Raw genomic sequence first — 23,308 nt, forward strand, 5'->3', positions numbered from 1 at the left:
ATCAAAAATCATGTCCAAAGTCAGCCAGAAAAACACTAAGCCGGAAATGAAACTTCGGCAATCGTTACATCGCCTTGGTTTAAGATACAGACTCCACGTAAAGAAGTTACCTGGATCACCCGATATGGTTTTCCCACGCTTCAAAGCGGTCTTGTTTGTTCATGGTTGCTTTTGGCACAGACATGGCTGTAAAGCGACGACTACGCCGAAATCAAGCAAGGAATTTTGGCTGAAAAAATTCAATGACAATGTTACCAGGGATAAACGACACATTGAAGAACTTGCCAATCAAGGTTGGCGTATTGCCATCGTTTGGGAATGCGCTCTTAAAGGAAATAATGAACAAATTGACTCGGTTGCGATAATTTTAAGAGAATGGCTAAAATCCGAAGCAAAATTCATTTGTCTTCCTACCACCGAATTTGTCAATTAAGGTTACGTTTAAACAAACGACGGTTTGTATTTTCAAGCCAGTGATACTGGCCATTTTACTCATTTACGAAGGAATACTTACGGTTGGCCTAATAGCTCACTTTGAATGTTGGGCTGTCCTCCGGTCGGGTCTTCCGGTGATCGTAAATTCGGGTGGTCGCGATGTTCGCATGCCCGAGCCATTCCTGCACCTTGGCGATGTCGGCCTGGTGATCCAGCGCATTGGTCGCGGCGGTGGCCCGTAGCGAATGTGCCCCGATTTCGAATCCGAGCTTGCCGGAATACGCTCGCACGAGCTTATAGACGCCATCGGGCGTGATGCCTTTGCCGCCGTTGCTTTTCGTGTTATGACTGACCGGCCGGAACAGCGCCCCGGTGTCGTCACTGCAGTGGCCGGCCCGTTCCAGATAGTCATGAATCAAGCCGCCGGCGGCCGGATGCAGCGGCACATAGCGGGTCTTGCCGCCTTTGCCGGCGATTTTCAAATGTGGTACGCCGCGCCGTTCGTGTTTGAAATCCTTCACTTTCAGTTTACAGAGCTCCTCGCGCCGCAGCGCATGATAGAGCAGGGTGGCCAGGATCGCCTTGTCCCGGAGCGTCCGGAGTGAATCGCCGTCCGGCGCCTCGAGCAATTTCCGGGCTTGATGATCGCCCAAGGCCGGGGTCCGGCCTTCCAGACTGTCGTGCTTCGGCCGCTTGACGCCCTTGACCGGGTTATGGATCACCGCGTTTTTCTCGCACAGATAATCGAACAGCGACGACAACGCGGAGAGCCGGTGCCGTGTTGTGGTGCCGTTAAGACCTCTTTGGGTCAAATCATCCCGCCAGGCGATCACATGCGCCCGGGTCACCGTCCGGAATTCGTCCGGTTTCTGGATCCCGGTAAAGGCCATAAAATCCCGGATCGCGTTTTCGTAGGCACGGCGGGTGCAACGATTGGTCAGGTTCGCGAACCATTCGACTTCGGGCGGCACCTCGGATAGCCGCAAAAAATCGACAGCTGTTAGCAGTCGATTTTGAGAGACGGTTGGGAGGGTCTTTTCAGTGTCGTTCATCGGGCTATCTTACTCTTGATAAAATCCATTATCAAGAGTTAATGGCGGGGAAGGGGGCCGGATTAGCATGACTCGAACAACCTTCTATGACTGCACCAAAATCAAGAAAGTCGAATCCTGAGACGCCAAATAATGCCAAAAAATCTACGCCAAATAATTTAGAAAGTTAAAGGAAGAAGGAAGCAGAAAAGGCGAGGGCAGCGTGAAAGTCATTCTCATTCTCGTGAATTATTTTTGGCAGTTTGAGCAAGGCCGATTACAATGACTACAAAGAGAACAAATAGAGAACAGGATTTCTGCTGATGATACCTTCTTCGCCCCACCATACCGTCTTAACCGATCCTCAGCGGGCCGTCCGCTTAAAACGGCGGCTGCTGCCGTTATTCACCAGCAAGGTCGCGGCGGGTTTTCCGTCGCCGGCCGACGATTATATCGAGCGAAGCTTGGATTTGAACGAGTTGTTGATTCAACATCCGGCCGCCACGTTTTTTGCCCTCGCTCAAGGTGTTTCCATGATCGCCGCCGGGATTTACCCGAACGATATTCTGGTGATAGACCGCTCGATTGAGCCGGTAGCTGTAGTAGCTCGCGTTTGAAAATAGACGGGCTCGCAATTATCCCGTTTTTCGGCTCGAATTAGCTGCGACTGAAAATCCGACTCGGCTCAGAATAAATGCCACTGAGCTTGCATTTATCCGCACGGGCTTGCATTCCATTTTCGCAGGCTCATTCTAATTGCAAATGAAATTCAGGCTTCAGATCAATCCATCATTGATGCGAAGCGGTAAACTGACAGGCGATCAAACCATTAAACAGCCTGTCCCGTTTAGCCTGAGGTTTCTATCCTATCCGGCGCAACAAGAGTTATGTTGCTGGATGGGCGGACATTTAACCGAACCGTAAGAGCAAAACACGCAGCAATCCCCCGGCTTTGGCTTTAGCAGTGTACCGCAGGACTTGCATTCATAGAAAAACTGGCAGGCATCAGTCGGCATGGTTTCCGTTTCGGCGTGTCCGCAGTGTGGGCAGGTGATCGTCGATTCGAGAATGAGGGTGTTCATTTATTTTCCTTCTTGATAGAGGATGGATAACCGGCGGCCTTGGTTGCTTCCGTCAGTTTGTCCGCTGTGGTCAGCGTATCGTCGAATTGTACCGTCGCAGTTTTACTGGCGTAATCGATCGAAACCTGTTGCACACCGGAAACATGTTCAAGCGCTTTCTTGACCGTAATCGGGCAGACGGCGCAGGTCATGTTTTGTACATCGAGCGTGACCGCACGAGAGGCAGCCAGTGCCGATCCGCAGGTAACGGCAAACGCCAAAGTAGACATAAAGGTTCTAGTTGTCATCGATTTTTCCTCAATAGAACAGTGGAGCAAACCATGGAAATGCCAACAAACCCAATAAAGGAAGGGTCACGCCCCAAAAAATGAAGCGTTGCTTGCGGATAACTTCATCATCGGCGCAGGGCTTGCCGGATTCACAGGTTTGAGGCGTCAAATACAGCTTACGAAACGTCAGGCCGATAAAAAGCAATGCCAAGCCCATGAACACCGGGCGCACTGATTCGAAAGCCGTCAGCGTTGCTACCCAAGCCCCGCCAATGCCAAGGCTCAGCAATACCAAAGGAGCAACACAACATAAGCTAGCGCCTATCCCGGCCAGAACGCTCGCAATCAGGGTTTGTCTGGAGTTCATGATGAATACCTCTTTTCTAGCGATTCCTGTAGTATAGGCACCGTACTTATGTACGGAGTCAAGCTTATGATACAAAAAAGTTTTACGATTGGTGCTCTGGCGAAACAAGCCGGAGTCAATGTCGAAACGATCCGTTTTTATCAACGACGCGGCCTGCTGGTGGAGCCTGCCAAGCCACTCAAGGGCATCCGGCATTACGCTGAACAAGACGTGCAGCGAGTGCGGTTTATTAAGGAAGGTCAGAAGCTGGGCTTTTCGCTCGATGAGGTTGCAGAATTATTGAGTCTTGAGGAAGGGCGACATTGCCAGGAAGCCAGAGAAATTGCGCTCAGAAAGCTTGTTCTAATTCATGAACGCATCGAAGGTTTGCGCACGATGGAAGCGGCTTTGTCTAATTTGGTCGAGAGCTGCGCTAGCAATACCGATTCAGTATCATGCCCGCTTATTCAGAGCTTGTTGAAAACATCAGTCTAAGACGTTGCCGTTCCATTGGCCATCAACGCCGATCTGAGACAAAACGGTATGGCCGGCAGCAATGAGCTGATAGTTACCAATGTAACATGGGTATACTCAAACGGAACAGTGGCATGAAACACAAAAAGTGTCTCATTAGGGTTGTTTTGGCACATTTTAGCTGTTATTGTGCCAGGGTCTAAACCCTAGCGAGACAAATCAGGACTCATGGCTATTTACGGTTACGCCCGCGTTTCCAGCGCGGATCAAGATTATTCTCTTCAAGAACAGGCGCTGCGCACGGCGGGCTGCGAAGTGATTCGGGCCGAGAAAGCGTCGGGTACTGCCCGCACCGGCCGCACCGAGCTGGAATTGCTGCTGGAATTTCTGCGCAAGGGCGACACGTTGGTCGTTACCCGCGTGGATCGACTGGCCCGCAGCATCAAGGACCTGCAGGACATCGTGTACGCGCTCAAGGAGCGCGGCGTCACGTTACGGGCCACGGAACAGCCGATCGATACGCAGAGCGCGGCAGGTAAGGCCTTCCTGGATATGCTGGGGGTATTCGCCGAGTTCGAAACGAATCTGCGCCGCGAACGGCAGCTGGAAGGGATTGCGGCGGCCAAAGCCCCAATGCCGTTAAGTTAAGCAACTTGTGGTATAATGTTTCTATTAACTTACTGAAATTACAGGACAAATAATGAAGCCGACTTAGCAGTATCCATGCCAGCATTCTCGCCCATCTTTCAAAACTTCTGCATTCGCCCGATTTTATCGCTGCCCATCGTACACACGATAAAGCTTTCATCCGGCAACGCGTTCTTACTTTTCCGGTTCTCGTTTCTTTTTTATTGTGCGCCTTCAAGGGCAGCTTGCAAAGCTTGCTGGACGACCTATTCGCCACCCTGGACAGAGGCTCGCTACGCGCCGTGAGCAAAAGCGCCGTTTCCCAAGCCCGGCAAAAACTCAAAGCCACGGCCTTCGAAGCGCTCAACGATAGCCTGGTCGGCTTGCTCAATGAGCTTCTGCCCGAACCGCGTTGGCGTGGCTTGCGTTTGATCGCCACCGATTCGACCACCTTACGCCTGCCGCCATGGCTGGAAAATCAGGCCGAATTCGGCGTTCAGACCGATAGCGCCGGTCAACCTTATGTCTTGGCGCGCACCTTGGGGCTGTTCGCCTGCGCTTCAAAGCTCATGCTCAAAACCGCGATTGGCCGTTTCGAGGATGCCGAGCGGGCATTATTGGTTTCCCTGCTGCCGCACCTGGGTCGCGACGATCTTTTGATCATGGACCGCGGCTTTCCGGCGGTGTGGCTGTTCACTTTGTTGCAACAACGCGGTTTGCCCTTTCTGGCCCGCATGGACGGCAATCAATGGCCTGCCGTTGAACGCTTCCTGCGCTCCGATCTTGCCGAAACGGTGATCAAACAAACCGTATCCGCTCATGCCCGCCGGCAAGCCCAAGCCGTCGGTATGACGCTGGTCGATAACACGGTCTCCTTGCGGCTGATCAAAGTGGTCTTGTCCACCGGTCAAATTGAAGTCCTCGCCACCTCGCTCCTCGACGCCCAAGCCTATCCGGCTGAAGCCTTCGCCGAGCTGTATCATGCCCGCTGGCATATCGAAGAAGCTTTCAAGGTTCTCAAACATCGGCTTTACCTGGAACAATTCACCGGCGAATTGCCCGAATCCATACGCCAGGACATTCATGCCAAAATCTTCACCGTCAATCTGGCCGAAGCCCTGGCGCGGGAAGCTTACGACTCCTTGCCGGAAGATAAAGCCGCGCGCTATTTCCCCAACGTCAGCTATATCCTCCAGTCCCTGAAAACGCGTCTCTTCGCTTGGCTGATACAACGCGTGCCGCACGATCAGGTGCTAGAATTGATCGCCCTCTATGCCCGAACACTGGAGCGGAAACGTCCCGATCGGAAAGCGCCCAGACCCAAAAACCGTATCACTCCAAAGCCCAGAAGGCAGTACCGGTGAAGCTTAACTTAACGGCATTGGCCAAAGCCCGGGGCGTTTACCAGGGCCGGAAGCCTTCCGTTGACGGCCAGATGATCAAGGCGCTACGCGATCAACAACAGCTCGGAGCCACCGAAATTGCCCGGCAGCTCGGCATCAGTCGGGCCTCGGTTTACCGGGCACTCGCCAAGCCTCACGCCGAGACCTGACTTGATCCCGGCCGATTCGCTGTTACGGCTGCGGCAACGGCTGGACCAATTGCCGCCGAAAAGTCCGGAGCGGGCCGCCCAGGTGGCGGCGGTCGCCAGCCTCTACGGTATCTCGTCCAGCACCGTCTACCGGGCGCTGAACCACATCAATAAACCGCGCTCCGCGCACCGGGCCGATTACGGCAAACCGCGCAAGCTACCGCGCTTTGAGCTGGAACGCTATTGCGAACTGATTGCCGCCCTCAAACTCAGGACCACCAACAAGAACGGGCGCCACCTGTCCACCCGGCGGGCCATCGAGCTGTTGGAGGACTATGGCGTGGAGACGGCCGAAGGCCTGGTGCAGGTTCCGAAAGGCTTGCTGACGCGTCCCACCGTGAACCGCTATCTGACGCTCTGGCATCTTGATCAGCCTCGCCTGACCCGCGAGCCGGTGGCCGTCCGCTTCCAGGCCGAACACAGCAACGACTGCTGGCAGTTCGACATTTCGCCGTCGGACCTCAAACATATCGACAAACCCGACTGGATCGACCCGGCCAAAGGCCAGCCCACCTTGGCGCTGTTCAGCGTGGTCGACGACCGCAGCGGCGCCGCTTATCAGGAATACCGCTGCATCTACGGCGAAGACGCGGAGTCGGCGCTGCGCTTTCTGTTCAACGCCATGGCGCCCAAGGCCGACGCCGCCTATCCCTTCCAGGGACGACCTCAAATGCTCTATCTGGATAACGGGCCGGTGGCGAAAAGCCGGGTGTTCCAGAACGTGATGCAGGCGCTTGGCATCGACTGGCAGACGCACCTGCCGGCCGGCAAGGACGGCACACGCACCACGGCCCGCTCCAAAGGCAAGGTCGAGCGTCCGTTCCGGACGGTCAAGGAAGCCCACGAAACCCTCTATCACTTTCATAAGCCGGAAACCGAGCAACAGGCCAACGAATGGCTGCTGCGCTACCTGCTGAACTACAACGCCCAGCGGCATCGTTCCGAAGCGCACTCACGGATTGATGACTGGCTGACCCATCTGCCCGCCGAAGGGCTGCGCGAAATGTGCACTTGGGAGCAGTTCTGCCGCTTCGCCCGCGAACCGGAACGGCGTAAGGTCGGCATCGATGCCCGTCTCAGTATTGATGGCACCCAGTATGAGGTAGAATCCGCCATGGCCGGCGAATCGGTCATCTTGCTCTGGGGCCTGTTCGACGACGAGCTGTTTGTCGAATTTGACGGCGAACGCTTCGGACCGTACCGACCGGTCTCAGGACCGATTCCGCTGCATCGCTACCGGGCCTTCAAACGCAGTCAGGCCGATCAGCGTGCTGCCCGCATCCGCTCATTGGCGGCTCAGCTCGGCTTGCCGATTGCGGCGCTGTCCGGCAACGATGTACGCCTGGCGGAGCCAGAGCTCCCGGCAACTATGCCCCGGCAACCGTTCGATGCCGAAGCGCACGAGTACCACTATCCAACGGTTGTTGCCGCCAAGCTGGCCATCGCCGACGAGCTGGCGACACCGCTGGCCAAACTGCCGCCCGAGGATAAAGCCTTCATCGACCAGGTTCTGGCCGAAACGCTGACACGCCGGATCGTGCTGGCGAAAGTCAGGGACTATTTCCGAGATAAAACAGGAGCACAGCATGCGGGTTGAAGTGATGCAGTATTACGGGCTGACGATGCCATTTAACCAGGCGGGCTATTATGAAACCGCCCACCACCAGGCGCTGATGAAGGACATCCGCGGGGCGATCCATGAAGGGCGGCTCATTGCGCTCTGCGGTGTGGTCGGCAGCGGCAAAACGGTGATGCTGCGCCGCCTTCAGCGGCTACTGGAAGAGGAGAAGAAAATAACCGTTTCCAGGTCATTGGCCGTCGACAAACACCGCATCAAGTTGGCCACTTTCATTGCGGCCCTGTTTTACGACCTGTCTACCGAAAAAAACGTGCGCATCCCCAGCCAGGGCGAAAAACGCGAGCGTGACCTGCGAGAGCTGGTGCGCAAGAACAAACGGCCGGTGGCGCTGTTCGTGGACGAAGCCCATGATCTCAATGGCCATACCCTGACCGGCTTGAAGCGTCTGATGGAATTGGTCGAGGATGGCGATGGCCGGCTGTCGATCGTGCTGGCAGGACACCCCAAATTGCGCAATGATCTGCGCAAACCCACCATGGAGGAGATTGGCTACCGCACTGATGTGTTTTCTCTGGACGGCATCGCTGGCCATCAGCGCGAATATATCCAGTGGCTGCTCACAACCTGCACCGACGGCCAGTCCGAAGCCGATCCCATGCTGACTGACGATGCTTTGGAGCTGTTAGCCGCCAAACTGCGCACGCCGCTGCAAATCCAACTGCACCTGACCTTGGCGCTCGAAGCCGGCTATCAGGCGGGCGAGAAACCTGTTCCGGTTGAAGTCGTCGAATCCATTCTGTCCCGCCATATTGATGATCTGGAACCCACGCTGACCCGGCACGGCTACCGTATCAAGGACCTGATGGAGCAATTGGATACGAAGTCCGCCGACATCAAAGCATTGTTCAACAACACGCTGGATCCGGTGCGGGCAACAGAGTTGCGAGAGAAAATGCTGCGGGCCGGGCTGCCCATTTGACGCCTGCGATAGTTGCAGATAATTTGAGCCCGAGAAAATCGATTGCAAGCCCGTGCGGGTAAATGCAAGCTCAGTGGCATTTAATGTGAGCCGGGCCGGATTTTCAGTCGCAGCTAATTCGAGCCGAAAAACGGGATAATTGCGAGCCCGGTCTTTTTTAAACGCGAGCCCTTACACGTAAGGATTCCTTCGTAAATGAGTAACATCCCTGATTTTGTTACATCTGGACTGTCACGCCTTTGGTTCCAACTAAGAACGCTGTAATCAATTGAATCAATAAAAACAGCAAACCCAGCACCAGTAATATTTTTTTAACGTCTTTCATAACCTTACACCCCTCTGATCTTAACGAAGACCGATATAAAATGTTATCCGTCTGCTCATTCTAAAAGCATCAATCGAAGAAATCCCGATAAAAGTGAAGGAGTTGATTTCGTCTAGTCAGTTTTCACGGCTTTGAAAAACTCGATCATCGCTTTGTTTCTTCCTGGCCATTCGGGATGCGGGCCGCTGCCTTCGCAATACCAGGTTTGCACGCCATTTTTACAATCGCTGTAAGCCACGCAACCTTCTACGCCTTGGACGGGGGCGGTATGGGGTAAAGGTTGGCCGATTTTCAGATCTTTGGCTTTTTGTTCAAGTTCGTGCCGGTAATAGCTTTCCCAGCGCATGGGCTTGCCGGATAAGGATTTACGGTCCTCCAGGTTGTACTTTTTGGTGGTGCATTGATTGCAGTTCGCCCACCATTCAATCGCCTCTTTTCCATAATTCGGGAACAGCTTGTCGCGGCGGCTGTGCATCATCATGACCGGTATGGGCTTCACGCAATTGCGGTCTGCCAGATCATCCCCACGGATGCCCACCGCGCTGGGGGCGATGGCGGCAGGGATATGCTTGGTGCCGTTGAAAAAGGCGATAGCCATCGTGGTTGTGCCGCCGTCGGAGTGTCCGGTCAGAAAAACCCTCTTGCTGTTGATGCACCATTTTGCTGCAACCGCTTTGGGTATTTGGGCCAGACGCACCGCCTCTTCAGGCGATAACCGGCGGTGATCCGCATACGCGATGATAAAACCTGCCGCCGTAGCTTCCCGGGTCAAATGGGTAAATTCTTCGGCTTCTTCCCGATCCCGGCCGGCCGGCGCATACACCACCAGTAAAGGATGGGCGACGGTCTCTTGATAATTGGTGGGTGTCCTGACCGAAAAACGAATGCCGTCATCCGTTTCTTCATCGTTGCTGGCACCGGCCGGGCCCGGTTTCGAGCCAGGTTGACAGCCCGCCACAAAAGTAGCATCGGCATAGTCTGCCGCCGCAGGGATGACGTCTTCCTTAGCCGCTCCAACAGCCCCTTCATCGACGGAAAAGTAGGTCTTACTCGCCCCGGTAAAACCCGCCATGAACAGGCCTGCAGCCAACACGAAAGTCATCAGGGGGTCCGGTTGTTTTCCGCGCCACCTAAGCCATTCGGGTTTGAACAAACCCACCAACAAAACCGCAGGCGCTGAAATAATTAATAATCTGAAAAAAAACAGGAGAAGTGTGCTCATCGTCTTCACCTCGTCGGTTGATCTCAATCAAAGGAAACAATTAATGAAGGAGGCCGACCTGTACCGGCCCGGTCACAGACAACAGCGTTGGCGAGTCGGATAATTCTTTATCGATGCCAATCCCTATTGCCAGCCGATTCATGCCGTTGACGACCGCACACAGGCAAATCGCGTCAAGAAAGCGGCGTTCGTCCCACCCGGCCTCAAAAATGGCCTTAACATCCGCCTGAGAGATCCGTTGCGGGGTTAATGTCAGTTTTTTTACCAAATGCAGGATCGGCTTTAATTTCGCCTCCCCATTCGCCCGGTCGATGTCGGCTTTTAATGGGCCGAAGACGACCGCTTCACCCCCTAATGGCATGGCTGAACGCTTATGCGTCTGATAGCAGAACGCCGACTGGTTGAGTTCCGAGATGTAGGTGATCAGAAGTTCACCCATCCCGCTGTCTTGCGGCGAAAAACTCGCCTTGACGTTTTCCAACAGCTTCCACCACAGGATGCCGCTTCGGGGATATTGGGCCAGTAAATCGGCCAGTGTGGCCATCTCCGGACTTGAAGGCAGGTAAGACATAAGAATCCTGGGAACCATTCGCGGTAGTCCGCTTAAAAAATGAAGGTTTCGACTTCCGCAATCAGGAATAAAGGAGGACCCCCGCTCGAGATTTCGATCGCATGCGCTGCCGTTTCCTGGCCTCCGGGTGAACTCAGGCAGTCTTCCAGCGCCTTCATGGAGGGAAAATACACTTCCGCGATCCGGTGATAAGGCGCCTGCTCCCGTCCCGGTGCCGAGGTAATCAAGTTGGCGTCAAAACGGATTTTTCCGGCCAGTTTTTCGACCGCCATCGGCACATGTTCCTCAGCGTAGCGGTGTTCGAACACGGTCACATCGGCAGGTGTGGGATACATGACTATTAATTTTGCAGCGTTCATCGCTTCTCCTTTCATAGCATTTGTTTATGATGGCGGCCATAATAGGTTAGAAATACAAGGCTTGTATAATACAAACTTTCTATGAAAGAATAGGTTTTAGCTATACTGATCTGAGCGAGGCTTATGGAATTGCACCAAATCCGTTATTTCTTGGCGGTCTGCGACCACGGCAGTTTTACCCGCGCCGCCCAATTCAGCTATATTTCGCAGCCGTCGTTGACCCAGGCCATCAAAAAGCTGGAAGATGAATTAGGCGGTGAATTGTTCACCCGGGACCGTTCAGGGTGTTTATTGACGCCGCTCGGCCGTATGGTCGAGCCTAATTTACGGAAAATATACAAAGAAACCTTGGCCACCAAGGCCGAGGCGATCCGCTTTACCCGGTTGAACAGTGTTCCGCTGCGGATAGGCATGATGGAAACCGTCGGCGCCCAACGGTTAGGTCCTGTCTTTGCCCATTACCGACAAGAATTTCCCCATATCGAATTTGAACTGATTATCGGCATGGAGGCCGATTTGCTGAAGCAACTGGAAGCGGATTTGCTGGATTTGGTGATCAGCGCCCCGACTCAACTCTTGGCATCGCCGTTTGAGTCAACGCTGCTGTATACGGAACGCTACGTCGTGGCTTTTCACAGCAGCCACCGTTTTAATCGCCTGTCCCGGATCGACTTGAAAGACATACAAGCGGAAGCGTATCTGGATCGGCTCAACTGCGAATTAAGGGAAAAACTCAAAGCAGTCTGCCAGGATCATGAGATCAACCTCTACGCTTCTTATCGAAGCAACAGCGAAGACTGGATCATCAACCTGATTCGCGCCGACCTTGGCGTCGCCTTGATGCCGGAGTATACGCTGCCTTTGAACGCTCAGGACGTGCAGTGCCGCTATTTAGCCAATCCTGAAATCAGCCGCCAGATTTATGCCATCTGCTTGCCGCAAAGCCGCAAAAAAGCCGACATTAAGGCGTTGCTTGCAAGCTTATCCTATCTTTAACTGATTTCTTGAACTCGGTCTCCAGTCAAAGTTTGGCGACAGCTTTCCAGAACTCTAATGCTCCGCCTCCGACAGCCGATAGAGGTCTTTTCTATCGCGACATCCCAGGCAAGCAGATCGAATCCTGATACGCCACATAATGCCAAAAAATCTACGCTAACTCATGCAAAACATTACACTGATGCGCCAAATAATTCCTAAATCTCTACGCCAAATAATGTAGAAAATTACAGGGGAAGGGGACGTCCTGATGCGCCAAATAATGCCAAAAAATCTACGCCAAATAATTTAGAAAATTACATCCGGCTCTAGGCGTGCCCTTGTTCCATAAACTCCCTTTTTTGAAAGGGGCGTCAGCCTCAGGGATGGGCGTTGGGAGAGGGCGTGGCGTTTTTATCGAGGGTAACATCTGGCAAAACATCCATCTCCATTGAGGCCAGTCCTTTCAAAAGGATCGGCGGTCTGTCAGGAAACTCGGCTACCAGTCGCAATTCACCGCCCATCGCCTTCACATAACTGCGCAAAGTCGAGAGCAGTAAGTCACTTCTTTTTTCCAGGCGAGAAACGCTTTCCTGCCGGACACCCAGCACTTCGGCCAGATGTTCCTGCGTCAAGGCCAAAGCCTGCCGTAAATCGCGCAGGGATTTTTCTTCGGCCACCAGTTCTGCTGTCATCGCCGCGATTTTTTCCCGGCGTTCGAGGCTTAAAGACGCCATTTTGTCTTTTAAGGTTGTTGTCATTGTCATCTCTTTTCCCGCTCAAGATGGGCTATGTGATCATCAAACCGGGCATCTGCCTTCTGAATCAGCTGCCGATAAAACCGTTTCTCGCTGCCGCCGGATTTATCGCCGCCCACCAACATAATTGCCTCACGTTTGGGATCGAAAGCGAAAGCAAACCGCCACACGCCGCCGTCGGCATCGAACCGGAGTTCTTTCATGTTGGCGTGCTTCGAACCTTTGAGGGTATCCACGCGCGGGCGATTGAGCTGAGGTCCAAATTGCTCCAGCAACCCGGCATGCGCCAATAAGCTGTCCTGCACTTCCTCCGGAAGTTCACCGAACTCGGCATCGAAGGCTTCATGAAATTTAACGCTCCAAGTCATAGATTGATTATGCCTAGCAAAAAATATGCAGTCAAGGGCATATTATGTGAATGATAATGACTTTCATCTGGGTAATTTTTCTACATTATCTGCCGTAGCTTTTTTGGGATTATTTGGCGCCTTAGGATTCGGTTTTCTTGCTTTGGGTATAGCGCGCTCAAACTCCGCCAGGGCCGCGAAGAGATGGAAGACCAACTTCCCTCCGCTCGTGGTTGTATCGATGGCTTCGGTAACGCTCTGAAGTCCATCGCCCATGCCTTCAAGCGGCTCAATCTTTTCAATCAGGTGCTTGAGCGAGTGGCCAAGCCAGTCCAACCGCCAAACCATGAGGTTTTTTTTAAAAAGATATATTATGTATTTACAATGTATGCACATATCGGCTATATAAAGAATATAATTTTTAATTATGGAGGCCTCGATGCCATCATTCGAGACAAACGAAAGCAGCGGTCAAACACGCGACGTCAATATCAATATCCGCGCGAAGCGCAGGCAACGTGACCTGATTGATCAGGCCGCCGCGCTGCTCGGAAAGTCGCGCTCGGACTTTATGTTGGAAAGCGCCTGCCGGGAGGCCGAAGACGTGTTGCTGGATCAGCGCGTGTTTACGCTTGATGCGGAAGCGTACGAGAAATTTATCGCTCTGCGGGATGCGCCCCCCAGCGACAATCCCAGGCTGCGCAAATTAATGACAACCCCAGCTCCGTGGGAGCTGTAATTTGCCTGATTCACAAAAATGGCGTGCGCCGGAAGCGTTGACGGCCGATCACGATGTTTCCGGTTTCGACTGTGGCGAGGCAGTACTTGATCTGTGGTTGAAACACACGGTGCTACGTAACGAAAGGCGCAATGCTTCGCGTACCTATGTGCTTTGTGTCGAGCAGCGGGTGGTTGCCTACTACTGTCTCTCGACAGGATCGATTACCAGCGAACTGACGCCAAGCCGTATGCGCCGCAACATGCCGGACCCTATTCCGGTGATGGTGTTGGGGCGACTGGCAATTGCCCTGGCTTGGCAGCGCCAAGGCTTCGGTAAAGCCCTGTTGCACGATGCGATTTTACGCGCGCTGCACGTTTCCGAAATGATCGGCGTCACGGCGCTGATGGTTCACGCTCTCTCCGATCAGGCTGTGCAGTTTTATCAAGCCCAGGGCTTTCAGCCATCGCCGATGAGTCCCCGCACTCTCTTTCTGTTGCTTCAAGACATCCGCAAAGCCATATGACAGATCAAAACGACCCGCAAAGCATACTTTCGCTTGTTGACGCCGAAATGGCCGCCATCGAGGCACTGGACGAGGCGCTGATAATGGAAGTCGTCGGGGTGACGATGGCTTTAGATGAACTCCGGAAAGCCTTGGATGTGCTGGAAGCCCATCTGGATGAACGGGCGTTTGAAGAAGCCTCCCAGGTCGGCTATCAGGACGTGGCGCATCATTTTGTGTATCTGCAAAGAACCTTAGCCGGGCTCCAGACGGCCGCGCAGCAAAAGGCAGCGCTGATCAGTACGCTCGCGCAAGAGGCGAACGCGGCCTATGAAAACGTGGCGCCTTATGTCGAGGAGAAGATGCAGTCGGCCCTTAAAAAGACTGAAACTATTACACTTTCGGCGGAGGATCAGCGCCTCTTCGTCGAAACGTTGCTCAACCCACCCGAGCTATCCGAAGCGCTTCAGCGTGCTGTCCAGAAACATCGGGAGTTGTTTGGCGATAATAAACCCTCACCTTACCCACGTGGTCATCAAAAGCCCTAATTTCTAATTCTGTAAAATCCGCGCTCCTCTTTGTCTGTTAGCTTGATTGGAAGCGCGGCAAAAATTCGTCGAATGGTCGGAGGGTTCTTCGGCCCCATCTGAAAAGCTCAAGGTCATGGCGAGCATGATTTTTCAGCCTAACGGCTCTCCAATCCATACTGTAATCCTGGACCATTGATCCAGTATTAATGCAGGTTTTGCGGTTTCAAGAAGGCGCCATAGGCGCACCTGCCCATCAGGTTCCGGTAGCCAATCGTCGAGGATGATCGAATGCTCGAACGACTGACGGGCAACAATGGCCGTCAGAACCATATCGGCGATTGCCCGGTAATGATCGGCGGCGTAGATCGGCCCGGGCGGCAGCTCCAAGCGATAGGGTTCCAAGCGTGCCCGCGCATCGAAAATACCTGCATCGCCCAATAAGGGCTTGGTATTCAGCAAGTCGTCGCCAACGAGCTGGTACGGCCCTGGCGGACGACCGGCAGTCCCTTCGAAGGTCTCGGAAAAATGCCAGTCGCCCGTCCCCTCGGGCGCCGGGATGTTCAGTGCAGTTAAGCCGGTCAGATAGTGGTCTTTTGTGGTTTGAGGGAATGAGGATATTTTAGGAGTTAAAAAAATCACGACTCAGCCCTCGGCCGCACCACGCTCTTGATGGCATCCCGCATCACTGCCTGGGTCCCTTCAATTTTCCAGAGCAGCGCTCGAATAGTCGACTCCCCAAACTGCGCGGTTTTGACATCGTTGGTAAGCCACAATTTGAGCAAGCCGCCCAGCCGGCCTAAATCGCCGTTGATTCGCATCAGGTCGTCAATTTTCTCGCCATCGACGACGCCCTTGGGTTCGTAACCGAACCCAAGGGTCAACAGGTACGACGACAGTGGCAGTCCAACGCGAGCAGCGTTGGACTCGATCGGTTGCCGCTCTTCGGGCAGGCAATAGACCTTGATCGGTGGACTGTCTTTTCTTGTGGTTGGTTTTTCTCTTCCATAGGTCAATCGCTTTTTCCGGCGGTAGCCGGTGCCTCGCAGAGCAGGATTCCCGTTGAGCACCCAGTGCGAATAAGGGAAGTGAAGTAGGAGCTCCGGTTTACCGGTGGGCCTACTTCACATATCCTGCCCGCCTTTCAGCATGGTTTTCTGTGGGGATACAGGTCTGTAATCCGATGATAAACCTATGCCAGTCCAATGGAAAATAAAAAAAACCGCGGAATCCAGGAATTTAACGCGCTTCCTGACCAGTTTCCGCACGAAATACACGCGAAATACAGCGGTTTACTTATGCTTTCCACATACCCAAAGTCATCATATTTCAAACGACATCAAGGGGTCAGAAATAGCCAGTCATTAGGATCAGTACTTTAGTACCGCGCCCATCAGGCCTCAGCTAAATCATCTTGACGCTTTGCCTGATGAGGTCCGCCAAATGCTGGTGATCGGCGGCGTGATCTGGGGCAACAATACAGCGGACGATTTCTTTTTGCAAAGCCACGGCGTGGCGACTCCGAACGCCTTCTGGAAGGTGATCGTGCGCGGATCCGGCCAGGACGAGCGCGCGATCGCCTGGATCGTGCCGAATTCGGCGCAGGCGACGAAAAAGAACCTGGACCGCTATCTGGTCACCGTCGACGAGATCGAGCGGCTGACCGGCGAGAAGATACCGGTCGCGGATTACGCCAAGCATGACAAGCCCTCGGCTTCCTGGATGATTCCAGCCGGATGCGATAAAGGCTAAAAAATTACGGTAATTATGATAATTACATAATTATCATAATTACACTTTAATCAGTGTAATTTACCTGCTATACTTAACCTATCCCCCCCACCACATGCTAGGAGTAACGCCATGGCCGCACCTAAACTGACCGAAGATGAAGTCCACGCCGCATGCGTCGATATCGTGGCGCAAGGCGAGCGCCCCACCGCCTTGACTTTATTGGAAAAGCTAGGCCGCGGCAGCCTCACCACCATCACTAAATACCTGAATACCTGGCAGGCCACGGATGAGGCCCAGGCGTTGAAAAGCGAAGCGCTACCGGCAGTCGTCAAGGTTCCGGCGGAATTGTCGAGAGAAGGCGAGGATTTGCTGAAAAAGATGTGGAACACGGCCAAGGGGATTGCCGACGAGGAACTGGAAATCCAGCGGGAAGCGTTGAAGCAGGCCGAGCAGGCCAACCAGGCTAAAGTCGAGGAGGCCTTCAAGTTTTCCGAAGTCCAGAACATGAAGATCGAGCGCCTGGAAGATGACTTTAATACCATCAGGAAGCAATTTGATGCCGAATATAAAGCCCATAAGGAAACTCGTGGTCATCTGGCAGAGGCCGAAAAAATCAATGTTGGGATTCTGAAGGACAACGACCGACTGCAGCACGAGATCGCCGAGCTGAAAAAGCAGCAGGCCGCGCTGGAGGAGGCGAACAAGACCGCTGTGCAGGAGAAACAGGCACTGCAAAAACAGCACGAGGAAGCGCTTAAAAAGAAAGACGCGGAAATAAAGACGCTCGACATGCAGGTGCATAAGCTCCAGATGTCGCTGGACTCGGCCGTCAGCTCCAACGAGCAATTGAAAACCGATATCAAGGCCAAGGCCTCCGAGTTATCTAAACGGACCGTCGAAGTCGAGACGCTGAGCGTCCGTTATGAGTCTTCTACCGCTGAATTAAAGACGGCCAAAGCCGAGCTGAAAGCCGCGAACAAAGCGGTTTCCGATGCCGAAAAAATGGTCGCCAAGCTGGAAGGGCAGCTGGAGGTCTACGTGAGCCTTGAAGAGAAAGGGAAGCCGGAATAAAGTAAACGCGGCGTATTTAAACAGGGGGTAAGGTGCCAAGACTCTTTTTGTTTCCTTGGTTGGTTGCCATATTGATCTTTGTCGTCGGGTGCAGCATTACTGTCCAGCAGAAGCCGAATATCAACTTCCCTAAGCCGAGCGGTGCGCACGTGCTGATCCTTGGCGAATTCACGTCAGATCAGCCTGGATGGAAACCGCTAGAACCTTACTTTCGTAAAGAAATAGTGGAGTATCTCGTCGACCATAACGCTTTCGAAAGCGTTCTTGACGGCTCCGAGCATAAAAGCGATGCCCTGATGTTGACCGAAACTGTTAAGGGAAGTTGCCGAGGGGAGCGCCGCCGCGCGCGTTAATCGGCTTCGGAGCAGGAAAGGCAATGCTTAAAGGACAGTTCGAACTTCGGGACGCCTCTGGGAATACCCTGCTTCGGTTCGAGAGCCACGGCGCCGAATATGGAGGCGGGGGATTACTTTTCGGTGTTGCGGGGATGGCCGGCGCTATCGGGGGCAAGGAGCGCTTGATAAAGGGTTTTGCCGTTAATGTTGCAAATACCGTAATGCGCCGGTCAAAAGGGAAAAATCTCTATTGAGAGAGGAGAGGGGGCTAAAGAGAGTTCTTTCACTCGTTTCTCGAAAAACAACAACAAGCTCTTTTGTTGTTGTTTTAATAAACAACATATTTAAATATATTTAGCTTTCTGGAACCATTGCACGGCGCGGCCTGCAGCGATTTTATGTCACTGTTTAGGGGATGAAATGTCACTGTTTAGGGGATAAATCCGGTTTTTAATGTCACTGTTTAGGGGATCAATCGATTATTGCTGGTTATAGTTTTTAAGCTATTGATTAATAATGCATTTGTTTTTGTTTATAATCGGTTTATTCCGTTAATGTCACTGTTTAGGGGATGAAATGTCACTGTTTAGGGGATGACTATCAAGCCAAAGGTGAGGGTCTTACGATGGGTAACGGCATCACCTATTGTCACTTAAAAAACTCTTGTGTTGGGGTGACAATTTAATATAATGCCTTCATGGCAAAGAAAGAGCTTCAGGTAGCTTTAACCCCGCAAAAAGAGCAAGTTCGCAAGCATGTTGCCGCTATTCATACGAGCGGCGAACTGTCGCTATTGGAGCGCAAGATGGCGAATGTGCTGCTTTTGAATGCCTATGATTCCTTGGTGACAAGACGGACACATATGCTACCGGTAAAGCATTTATGCGCGATGCTCGGCTGGGATGAGAGCAACAACATCGAGCGACTGCAGGACGTACTGCGCAAGCTGGCATCGACCACCATCGAATTCAACATGATGGAGGACGGAAAGGATGTCTGGCGGGTCATGTCGATGCTGTCCTATGGCGAGATCAGGGAAGGCACCTGCACCTACCGTTACGACGAATACCTGGCCGAGCGCCTTTACGATCCGGAGATATACGCGACGATCAATATCGGCGTGCAGCGACGCTTCGAGGGAGGGTATGCTTTGACGCTGTATGAGAACTGTCTCAGGTATAAGGCGATCGGCTCCACCGGGTGGTGGGAATTAAGCAGGTTTCGCCGGATCATGGGCGCCGAGGCGGGGCTTTATGACGACTTTCGGCGGCTGAACGAGCGCGTTATCCGTCCGTCCATCAAAGAAATAAACCGTGTATCGGATATTCAATTAGAACCCGAGTTTCAAAGGCAAGGCCGCAAAGTCTCAGCTGTCCGCTTTTTGGTGACCGAGAACCCCCAGCAAACCCTGTTGAAGCCGATGATCAAGGACGACCATGCGGCGGTTCGTGAATCCCAAATATTCAAACGCCTGGTGGACCATGGCATAGGGGAACGCCTTGCCATTCTGTGGATACTGCAGGACGAGGAGCGGGCCAGGCAGGTGGTCGAGTACGTGGAAGCAAAGGCGAAGAAAAAGCAGGTCAAGGGCACGACCGCCGGCTATATCCGGACGCTCTACGAGAGCGACGCCGTGGTCGGCAAGACCCCTTTCGAAGCCAAGAAGGAGCAAGAGATTCAGGCCAAAATCGAGGCAGAGCAGCGCGAGGCCCAGGAAAAACGGCGCGCCGAGATCGAAGCCGAGTATGTGCGCGAGCGCATCAATAAAGCCGTGACCGGCTTATCGCTGGATGACAAGCGCGCCTGGATCCAGCGCTATATCGACGAGCTGGGAGCCGAAAAGGCGAAATCCTACCAGGCCGAAACCGTGGAGTTTCGCGATAGACTGGAACGCCTGCATTTTTCAGCCTGGCTGCGGAAGCAGCTTGCATCGAAGATCAAGCCGGCGGAGTTTAAGGCGTGGCTGAAGGAAAAAGGGTATGCTGCGATGAAGGATTAGCCGGATTGTTTCACGCGGAACTCTTGATATATTACTTTACTTAGCTTTAACATGACTGCACAATTAATTGTATTAATTAGCTATTTATGTAATTTTCCGCGTCTGGCGGCGCGACCAGGAAGCGGCCTTACTGGGCTCAAATTGCCGGTGCTGAAGCCTTTAGCCAATCCCGTAAAAATGGATGATGCGAGAAAACTGGATAGCTGTACTGAATGAAATACCACCTCATAACTGCTGTGATTCTGCTGGTTGCCTTGGTATTTTATGGGCTTGGCTATTCGTCTTTAGGCGGAATAGCGATTGTGATCGGCGGCGTCTTTGAGCTTTGGTTTTGGGTGAGGCTTTTTCGTGGTACTTAAAGGATTTATCGGTTATGGAGGATCGCTAAATTCAAATTGCTGATAATAGTCTGGCTAGATGCTGATGGAAGGAAATGAAACGATAAATCAGGATACACCGCTGATGGTTGCCGAAAACAGGGTAAAGGATTTGGAACGCAAAGCTATTGCAGCTTATAGAGCGGCCTATCCCGACGGTCCGCTGGCAGGATTTGCACAAAGATACGCGTCTTGAATGGGTTGCTTATCTTGAAAAGATGACGCCTGGCAGACAGATCAATAAGTGATTGTCTTATTGCCACAAATTGCTGATTTCCCCCCAAACATATTTATTCCATGATTTCATCATTCGCCGCAGCCTCGGAAACCGCGCATCGGCACCGATGGCCAGCGGTTAAAAGAATTCTCTTCGAGGATCGCTTCGGTACTGTTGATCCGGTGAAAAAGTAATACTTTAATAGTAATACTTTGCCGTGGGAAAAGTAAATAGGGATGAGATTGCTGGGTTGTGATGGAGAGGGAGGCCCTGGTGGTCGACCTGGTAGCCGAAATCCGGAAGGGCAAGTATGCGATCCTGTCCGGCCCGGTCGGCATCGGGAAAGCGGCGGAGCTGAAAGTGGCGCTGGAAAAAGAAATCGCTGTATTTCGCGTGTATTTCGTGCGGAATACTGGTCAGGAAACGCGTTAAATTCCTGGATTTCGCTGTTTTTTCTATTGTCTGCGTGGGTCTCATAGGTATGCCATCGGATTGCAAAGCTGCACCCCCACAGAAAACCATGCTGAAAGGCGGGCAGGATATGTGAAGTGCTAGCACCGGCAAAGCCGGAGCAATCACTTCACTTCCTTGATTCGCACCTGCCGGTACTCAACGGGCATCCTGCTCTGCGAGGTTCCGCTGCCACTGGAATTAAAAACGACTCAGGCGTGTTTTGCTTTATTGGTCGACGCCAAGAGTGAGCAAGCCGTGTTTTTTTTACCAGTACCACAGATTCAGGGCTTAACGGTTTCCCGAAACTTTGTTTTACCCCTTGCTATGGCTGAAAAACTCTTATGAAGGATTTCTAAAGTTCAGAGAGAACATCTTCTTTTTGATTGCTCTCCTTCGAAGGCGACAATGTGCTTGTAAAATGTAGCAACTTGCTACACATCAATAGCTGTAGAAAGTGTATCTATGCCGACAAAATACAAACGACTTTGATGGTCATAGATTACAAACGGGTCTGAAAAATAGATATATCCCAACCAAGAATTAACGAATGATCTGAGAAAATACTTCATATTACTAAAGAAGATAAGCTCTTTTTTACAGAATAAATGTGTTTTCATTGTCGTATGTGTTAGTTATACTGATCACGAAAAAACTAAACATCGTGCACAAATGGCAAAAAAAACATCTGTCATCGCCGTTGCCAATCATAAGGGTGGCTGCGGGAAAACAACCACGGTCGTCAATCTTTCGGCCGAGTTGGCCCGAATGGGGCTCTCTGTCCTGATAATCGATCTCGATCCGCAAGCCAACGCGAGCCTTCACATCGGCAAAAAGCACCCGAGCGAAGTCCCTATCACCTGCGCAGAGCTGTTGCTGTCAGAAATCGAGAAGCTGCCGCAATCCATCCACGACGATACCAATATCGACGGCGTTTCACTGATATACGGGTCACTGGCTCTCGGCAAAACCGAAGACGAATTGAAGGACGATGTGCCGCGTCCTTCGGAAGAGCTCCGCGACAAGATCAAGCCCCTGCATGGCATTTATGACGTCATCCTGATCGATTGTCCGCCAAGCCTCAAGCTGCTGACCAGTAATGCTTTAGCTGCGGCCACGCACTTGATCATCCCGATCGAATCGGGTTCGCAGTACGGTATGTATGGAGTCACCGATTTGATGAAACTCGTCGAGAAAATCAAACGCATTAATCCCGAACTCGAATTGATCGGCGCTCTTCTGGTTCGACACGACGAGAGGCAGACGGTCTGCAAACTGATCGAGGCCTCTGCCAAAGATCAGATCGGCAAATTGATCGATGTTCGTATACCGACCAGCACTAAGGTCAATCAGTCGGCGATCGCTCAAATGAGCCTGCACGCCTTGGATCGGACGGCCAAAATTTCACGTGAATTTCGGAGCTTGGCAGAAATTATCGCCAAGCAATTGAATCTAGCTGCAGGAGCTGATCAAGCATGAGCAAAGACTTGAAAAAAATGTTGGAGCAGAAGCTGCAACAAAACACCCAGCGGCATGCTTTGGCGGCTCAAGACGCGAATTTCGAAGAAGGCAAGGAGCACATCCTCATTCCTGTCGATAAAATCGATCCAAATCCCTATCAGCCGCGTCGCATCTTTCCCCAGCAGGAGCTCGACCAACTCGCGCAATCGATTTCCGAGCTTGGCTTGTTGGAGCCTATCCTGGTACGCAAGATTGATGACCGCTACCAAATCGCCGCTGGCGAGCGGCGTTGGCGTGCTCATAAGCAGCTGCATAAACACACTATCGAAGCTTTGGTAACCAGCATATCTGACAGCGACATGGCCGTCTTCGCGCTGGCGGAGAATGTCGACCGGGAGGATCTGAGCGATTACGAAATCGGCCTGGCGTTGAAGCAGATCGAGAATGCCTTCCCGACCAAAAAGAAACTGGCCGAGTCGTTGGGTATGAACCGTGAGGATATGTACCGATATTATGCCTACGACGACCTGCCGCAATTTATCATTTCCGACCTAAACACAAATCCCAGATTGCTTTCAAGATCGGCTGCGAGCGACATCAAGCGACTTTTGAAGCAATGCGGCCATTTGCCATCATTCAATGCCTACTTAGCCGAGGCCTGGGCGTTGTTGCTGGAGAATGAGCTGGATCAAACTAAAATTGCTGCTTTCGCCACACGTAAGCTGAAAGGCCATGAGGAAAAGGATAGCCATATTCAAAATTCGCGTAATCTGATCCGGGATGGCAAAAAGGTGGGCAACATTGCCTGGACCGAAAAGCACATCACTGTTAAATTGAACGCGAAGACGCTGAACTCCGAACAGGAACAGAAACTGAAGGATTTTCTGGAAAAATTGATCGAGGGAGAACTGGCCGAAGTGTAGCAACTTGCTACACATTTGTTG

33 protein-coding genes and 1 pseudogene are annotated in these 23,308 nt (G+C 52.5%); 23 read left to right on the top strand and 11 right to left on the bottom strand.

The window, feature by feature from the left end:
* The first annotated feature begins 10 nt into the window (after positions 1-10).
* The gene (locus CC94_RS0120800) at positions 11-433 is read left to right on the top strand and encodes a very short patch repair endonuclease (RefSeq protein ID WP_245619822.1); all 423 of its coding nucleotides are present in this window, start codon (positions 11-13) and stop codon (positions 431-433) included.
* Positions 434-521: 88 nt separating this feature from the next.
* Here CC94_RS0120800 and CC94_RS0120805 read toward each other — a convergent pair whose 3' ends face one another.
* On the bottom strand, positions 522-1,487 hold the full coding sequence (locus CC94_RS0120805; RefSeq protein ID WP_031432000.1) for a tyrosine-type recombinase/integrase: 966 nt from the start codon (positions 1,485-1,487) through the stop codon (positions 522-524).
* Between the two features lie 302 nt (positions 1,488-1,789).
* Between CC94_RS0120805 and CC94_RS0120810 the strand changes: the two genes are divergently transcribed.
* Positions 1,790-2,083, top strand: coding sequence for a LexA family protein (locus CC94_RS0120810; RefSeq protein ID WP_483819030.1), 294 nt, complete (start codon positions 1,790-1,792; stop codon positions 2,081-2,083).
* 249 nt (positions 2,084-2,332) lie between these two features.
* On the opposite strand, the gene CC94_RS23435 is transcribed toward CC94_RS0120810, so the two are convergent.
* Both CC94_RS23435 and merP read right to left on the bottom strand, forming a co-directional pair.
* Positions 2,333-2,548, bottom strand: coding sequence for a GDCCVxC domain-containing (seleno)protein (locus CC94_RS23435; protein WP_084571730.1), 216 nt, complete (start codon positions 2,546-2,548; stop codon positions 2,333-2,335).
* A pseudogene (gene merP / locus CC94_RS25615) lies at positions 2,545-3,184 on the bottom strand (mercury resistance system periplasmic binding protein MerP). Before merP ends, CC94_RS23435 begins: the two are co-directional and overlap by 4 nt.
* Before the next feature lie 66 nt (positions 3,185-3,250).
* Between merP and merR the strand changes: the two are divergent.
* The 6 genes from merR (at position 3,251) to CC94_RS0120850 (ending at position 8,413) form a co-directional block, all read left to right on the top strand.
* Positions 3,251-3,658, top strand: coding sequence for a mercury resistance transcriptional regulator MerR (gene merR / locus CC94_RS0120825; protein WP_031432004.1), 408 nt, complete (start codon positions 3,251-3,253; stop codon positions 3,656-3,658).
* 207 nt (positions 3,659-3,865) lie between these two features.
* Positions 3,866-4,285 carry a recombinase family protein gene (locus CC94_RS0120830; protein WP_031432005.1) on the top strand — a complete coding sequence of 140 codons (420 nt, stop codon included), beginning with the start codon at positions 3,866-3,868 and terminating at the stop codon, positions 4,283-4,285.
* Between the two features lie 107 nt (positions 4,286-4,392).
* Positions 4,393-5,628: an IS4 family transposase gene (locus CC94_RS24420; protein WP_281174052.1), complete on the top strand. Its 1,236-nt coding sequence runs from the start codon at positions 4,393-4,395 to the stop codon at positions 5,626-5,628.
* On the top strand, positions 5,625-5,816 hold the full coding sequence (locus tag CC94_RS24425; protein ID WP_215731704.1) for a helix-turn-helix domain-containing protein: 192 nt from the start codon (positions 5,625-5,627) through the stop codon (positions 5,814-5,816). Before CC94_RS24420 ends, CC94_RS24425 begins: the two co-directional genes overlap by 4 nt.
* Positions 5,817-5,820: 4 nt before the next feature.
* Positions 5,821-7,452, top strand: a complete 1,632-nt coding sequence (locus CC94_RS0120845) for a DDE-type integrase/transposase/recombinase (protein WP_215731706.1) — start codon at positions 5,821-5,823, stop codon at positions 7,450-7,452.
* The gene (locus CC94_RS0120850; protein WP_031432007.1) at positions 7,442-8,413 is read left to right on the top strand and encodes an ExeA family protein; all 972 of its coding nucleotides are present in this window, start codon (positions 7,442-7,444) and stop codon (positions 8,411-8,413) included. Before CC94_RS0120845 ends, CC94_RS0120850 begins: the two co-directional genes overlap by 11 nt.
* A 437-nt stretch (positions 8,414-8,850) precedes the next feature.
* Here CC94_RS0120850 and CC94_RS0120860 read toward each other — a convergent pair whose 3' ends face one another.
* From CC94_RS0120860 to CC94_RS0120870, 3 genes are all read right to left on the bottom strand, one after another.
* Positions 8,851-9,840, bottom strand: coding sequence for a CE1 family esterase (locus CC94_RS0120860; protein WP_245619823.1), 990 nt, complete (start codon positions 9,838-9,840; stop codon positions 8,851-8,853).
* Between the two features lie 160 nt (positions 9,841-10,000).
* Complete coding sequence (locus CC94_RS0120865) at positions 10,001-10,504, bottom strand: carboxymuconolactone decarboxylase family protein (RefSeq protein WP_245619824.1); 504 nt, start codon at positions 10,502-10,504, stop codon at positions 10,001-10,003.
* A 59-nt stretch (positions 10,505-10,563) separates the two neighbouring features.
* Positions 10,564-10,890, bottom strand: coding sequence for an EthD family reductase (locus CC94_RS0120870; protein ID WP_031432010.1), 327 nt, complete (start codon positions 10,888-10,890; stop codon positions 10,564-10,566).
* Between the two features lie 123 nt (positions 10,891-11,013).
* On the opposite strand from CC94_RS0120870, the gene CC94_RS0120875 reads away from it, so the two are divergent.
* Positions 11,014-11,886 carry a LysR family transcriptional regulator gene (locus CC94_RS0120875; RefSeq protein ID WP_031432011.1) on the top strand — a complete coding sequence of 291 codons (873 nt, stop codon included), beginning with the start codon at positions 11,014-11,016 and terminating at the stop codon, positions 11,884-11,886.
* Between the two features lie 359 nt (positions 11,887-12,245).
* Here CC94_RS0120875 and CC94_RS0120880 read toward each other — a convergent pair whose 3' ends face one another.
* The 3 genes from CC94_RS0120880 to CC94_RS24970 form a co-directional block, all read right to left on the bottom strand.
* A complete protein-coding gene (locus tag CC94_RS0120880; protein WP_036304546.1) occupies positions 12,246-12,626 on the bottom strand; it encodes a helix-turn-helix domain-containing protein in 381 nt (126 codons plus the stop codon).
* 2 nt (positions 12,627-12,628) lie between these two features.
* Positions 12,629-12,991: a type II toxin-antitoxin system RelE/ParE family toxin gene (locus CC94_RS0120885; protein ID WP_031432013.1), complete on the bottom strand. Its 363-nt coding sequence runs from the start codon at positions 12,989-12,991 to the stop codon at positions 12,629-12,631.
* 63 nt (positions 12,992-13,054) lie between these two features.
* The gene (locus CC94_RS24970) at positions 13,055-13,318 is read right to left on the bottom strand and encodes a recombinase family protein (RefSeq protein WP_425411965.1); all 264 of its coding nucleotides are present in this window, start codon (positions 13,316-13,318) and stop codon (positions 13,055-13,057) included.
* Positions 13,319-13,409: 91 nt separating this feature from the next.
* On the opposite strand from CC94_RS24970, the gene CC94_RS0120895 reads away from it, so the two are divergent.
* The 3 genes from CC94_RS0120895 to CC94_RS24975 are packed head-to-tail and all read left to right on the top strand — an operon-like array spanning position 13,410 to position 14,741.
* Entirely contained in the window at positions 13,410-13,709 is a 300-nt protein-coding gene (locus CC94_RS0120895; protein ID WP_031432015.1) for a type II toxin-antitoxin system TacA family antitoxin, read from the top strand.
* Position 13,710: 1 nt separating this feature from the next.
* Positions 13,711-14,214, top strand: a complete 504-nt coding sequence (locus tag CC94_RS0120900; RefSeq protein ID WP_031432016.1) for a GNAT family N-acetyltransferase — start codon at positions 13,711-13,713, stop codon at positions 14,212-14,214.
* Positions 14,211-14,741 carry a type II toxin -antitoxin system TacA 1-like antitoxin gene (locus CC94_RS24975; protein ID WP_036304548.1) on the top strand — a complete coding sequence of 177 codons (531 nt, stop codon included), beginning with the start codon at positions 14,211-14,213 and terminating at the stop codon, positions 14,739-14,741. The genes CC94_RS0120900 and CC94_RS24975 overlap by 4 nt, the downstream gene beginning before the upstream one ends.
* A 132-nt stretch (positions 14,742-14,873) precedes the next feature.
* Here the strand turns inward: CC94_RS24975 and CC94_RS0120910 are convergent, their stop codons facing one another.
* On the bottom strand, positions 14,874-15,362 hold the full coding sequence (locus CC94_RS0120910) for a hypothetical protein (RefSeq protein ID WP_031432017.1): 489 nt from the start codon (positions 15,360-15,362) through the stop codon (positions 14,874-14,876).
* Positions 15,359-15,736, bottom strand: a complete 378-nt coding sequence (gene traJ / locus CC94_RS0120915) for a conjugal transfer transcriptional regulator TraJ (RefSeq protein WP_031432018.1) — start codon at positions 15,734-15,736, stop codon at positions 15,359-15,361. The genes CC94_RS0120910 and traJ overlap by 4 nt, the downstream gene beginning before the upstream one ends.
* Before the next feature lie 406 nt (positions 15,737-16,142).
* On the opposite strand from traJ, the gene CC94_RS0120920 reads away from it, so the two are divergent.
* From CC94_RS0120920 to CC94_RS0120955, 11 genes are all read left to right on the top strand, one after another.
* Complete coding sequence (locus CC94_RS0120920) at positions 16,143-16,472, top strand: DNA/RNA non-specific endonuclease (RefSeq protein ID WP_245619825.1); 330 nt, start codon at positions 16,143-16,145, stop codon at positions 16,470-16,472.
* Between the two features lie 111 nt (positions 16,473-16,583).
* Positions 16,584-17,525 carry a DNA-binding protein gene (locus CC94_RS0120925; protein WP_031432020.1) on the top strand — a complete coding sequence of 314 codons (942 nt, stop codon included), beginning with the start codon at positions 16,584-16,586 and terminating at the stop codon, positions 17,523-17,525.
* A 32-nt stretch (positions 17,526-17,557) separates the two neighbouring features.
* Positions 17,558-17,878 (top strand): hypothetical protein, encoded by a 321-nt coding sequence (locus CC94_RS0120930; protein ID WP_031432021.1) that lies wholly within the window; start codon positions 17,558-17,560, stop codon positions 17,876-17,878.
* 23 nt (positions 17,879-17,901) lie between these two features.
* On the top strand, positions 17,902-18,114 hold the full coding sequence (locus tag CC94_RS0120935) for a hypothetical protein (RefSeq protein WP_031432022.1): 213 nt from the start codon (positions 17,902-17,904) through the stop codon (positions 18,112-18,114).
* Positions 18,115-18,557: 443 nt separating this feature from the next.
* A complete protein-coding gene (locus CC94_RS0120940; RefSeq protein WP_031432023.1) occupies positions 18,558-19,859 on the top strand; it encodes a RepB family plasmid replication initiator protein in 1,302 nt (433 codons plus the stop codon).
* 51 nt (positions 19,860-19,910) lie between these two features.
* Complete coding sequence (locus CC94_RS24020) at positions 19,911-20,075, top strand: hypothetical protein (RefSeq protein ID WP_157203574.1); 165 nt, start codon at positions 19,911-19,913, stop codon at positions 20,073-20,075.
* Positions 20,072-20,218 carry a hypothetical protein gene (locus CC94_RS24195; RefSeq protein WP_169740999.1) on the top strand — a complete coding sequence of 49 codons (147 nt, stop codon included), beginning with the start codon at positions 20,072-20,074 and terminating at the stop codon, positions 20,216-20,218. The genes CC94_RS24020 and CC94_RS24195 overlap by 4 nt, the downstream gene beginning before the upstream one ends.
* 58 nt (positions 20,219-20,276) lie before the next feature.
* Positions 20,277-20,432, top strand: a complete 156-nt coding sequence (locus tag CC94_RS24025; RefSeq protein ID WP_169741000.1) for a hypothetical protein — start codon at positions 20,277-20,279, stop codon at positions 20,430-20,432.
* Between the two features lie 294 nt (positions 20,433-20,726).
* A complete protein-coding gene (locus tag CC94_RS24030) occupies positions 20,727-20,885 on the top strand; it encodes a hypothetical protein (protein ID WP_157203570.1) in 159 nt (52 codons plus the stop codon).
* A gap of 690 nt (positions 20,886-21,575) precedes the next feature.
* On the top strand, positions 21,576-22,382 hold the full coding sequence (locus tag CC94_RS0120950; protein ID WP_031432024.1) for a ParA family protein: 807 nt from the start codon (positions 21,576-21,578) through the stop codon (positions 22,380-22,382).
* Positions 22,379-23,287 (top strand): ParB/RepB/Spo0J family partition protein, encoded by a 909-nt coding sequence (locus CC94_RS0120955; protein WP_031432025.1) that lies wholly within the window; start codon positions 22,379-22,381, stop codon positions 23,285-23,287. The genes CC94_RS0120950 and CC94_RS0120955 overlap by 4 nt, the downstream gene beginning before the upstream one ends.
* Positions 23,288-23,308 lie beyond the last annotated feature (21 nt).

Source organism: Methylomicrobium agile (assembly GCF_000733855.1).
Classification (GTDB): Bacteria; Pseudomonadota; Gammaproteobacteria; order Methylococcales; family Methylomonadaceae; genus Methylomicrobium; species Methylomicrobium agile.